The sequence below is a fragment of the Streptomyces sp. NPDC005070 genome, from assembly GCF_053600395.1.
Genome location: NZ_JBSFZS010000563.1, coordinates 1 through 1,163, shown reverse-complemented (window position 1 = coordinate 1,163; position 1,163 = coordinate 1). Strand labels below are relative to the sequence as shown.

The 1,163-nt window shown below is 70.2% G+C and carries 1 protein-coding gene, 2 tRNA genes and 1 pseudogene; all 4 read left to right on the top strand.

Annotated elements, in window-relative coordinates; translation table 11 throughout:
* The first annotated feature begins 36 nt into the window (after positions 1-36).
* Positions 37-113: transfer RNA gene (locus ACWEBX_RS41175), tRNA-Leu, on the top strand.
* A gap of 71 nt (positions 114-184) precedes the next feature.
* A complete protein-coding gene (locus tag ACWEBX_RS41170; RefSeq protein ID WP_451889785.1) occupies positions 185-403 on the top strand; it encodes a hypothetical protein in 219 nt (72 codons plus the stop codon).
* A gap of 65 nt (positions 404-468) precedes the next feature.
* Positions 469-541: transfer RNA gene (locus ACWEBX_RS41165), tRNA-Ile, on the top strand.
* A 367-nt stretch (positions 542-908) separates the two neighbouring features.
* Positions 909-1,163 (top strand): annotated as a pseudogene (locus ACWEBX_RS41160) (hypothetical protein); the annotation flags it as partial.

The window sequence follows — 1,163 nt, the reverse complement described above, 5'->3', positions numbered from 1 at the left end:
CCGCACTCCCCGCCCTGCGGGGCGGCGGCCACCCAAGGGCCCGTAGCTCAGTGGCAGAGCAGGCGCCTTAAAAGCGCCCAATGTCGCCGGTTCGAATCCGGCCGGGTCCACCACCCCCGCCCATCCCGTCCGGCGACCGCCGAGCGAAGCGGGGGCCCTAACCGGGCTCTCTACGGAGGTACCGATGCCCACCGACGCCAACCAGAACCCCGCCGACCCGTCCGCACTCAACCCGAGGCGTGCCAGCGCACAGGAAGTGATCCAACTCGTCATCGAACAGCAGCAGCTCCCGGACGACGACTTTGAGATCGACTTTGAGGCACTCGCCCGGCTCGATGACATGCCGGAGGCGGAGGCCGTGGCACTGATCGACTCGACCATGGCCCGCATCATGTTCAGCTGAACACCCACCGGGAGCGCCTTCCCTGGTGCCCGCAGGCCGCGCCCTGAAGGGTGCGGCCACCTCCCAGCCGCGTAGCTCAGTCGGTAGAGCGCGGATCTTATAAGTCCTGGGTCACGGGTTCGAGTCCCGTCACGGCTACCCCTCTTGTCACCGGCCGATCAGACTGGGACCAGTTCACCGCGCTGCGCGTGAGTCTCGGCTCAGTCCACGTGATGGGGGCGATCGCGCCGGCCGATTCCCTGCCGCGCTACCGGGGCAGCTAGACCGGCTACCGGGGCAGCCTGCTGCACAGTTGGACGGGCGGCGCCGACTCGGCGCCTCAGTCGGTGCTGTCCCCCCGGAGTCCGATTCCGGCAGAGCCCCTCCCCCAAGAGCGGGCAGACCCTCGCCCTGGTGCTCCGCGCATGCGCCGAGCAGGGTCACCCACCGCCCCGACCTGCCCCGCCTCCTGGACGCCGCCCGCACCCGCGAGACCCCCGGTCTGCTGCGCTTCCTGACGTGGTCGGTGCGCCACAGCGAAGCCGCGGCGGAGCAATACGAGCGCGAAGCCGTTGCCTACCGCCGCGACGCCCGTGCAGCGGTCACCGCATGGTGGACGGCTGCTCGATGGCTCGCCGCCGACTGGCACCCCGTGACCGCGGTGCTGCTGATGACCTACCGCGGTTCCCTCGCACACTGCGCCGACTTCCTGCCCGCCTGGGCGGAGCTCGCCAAACAGGCGGGACGTGAGGAGCGCCGCCGTTCGTTCCGTATCAGCAAC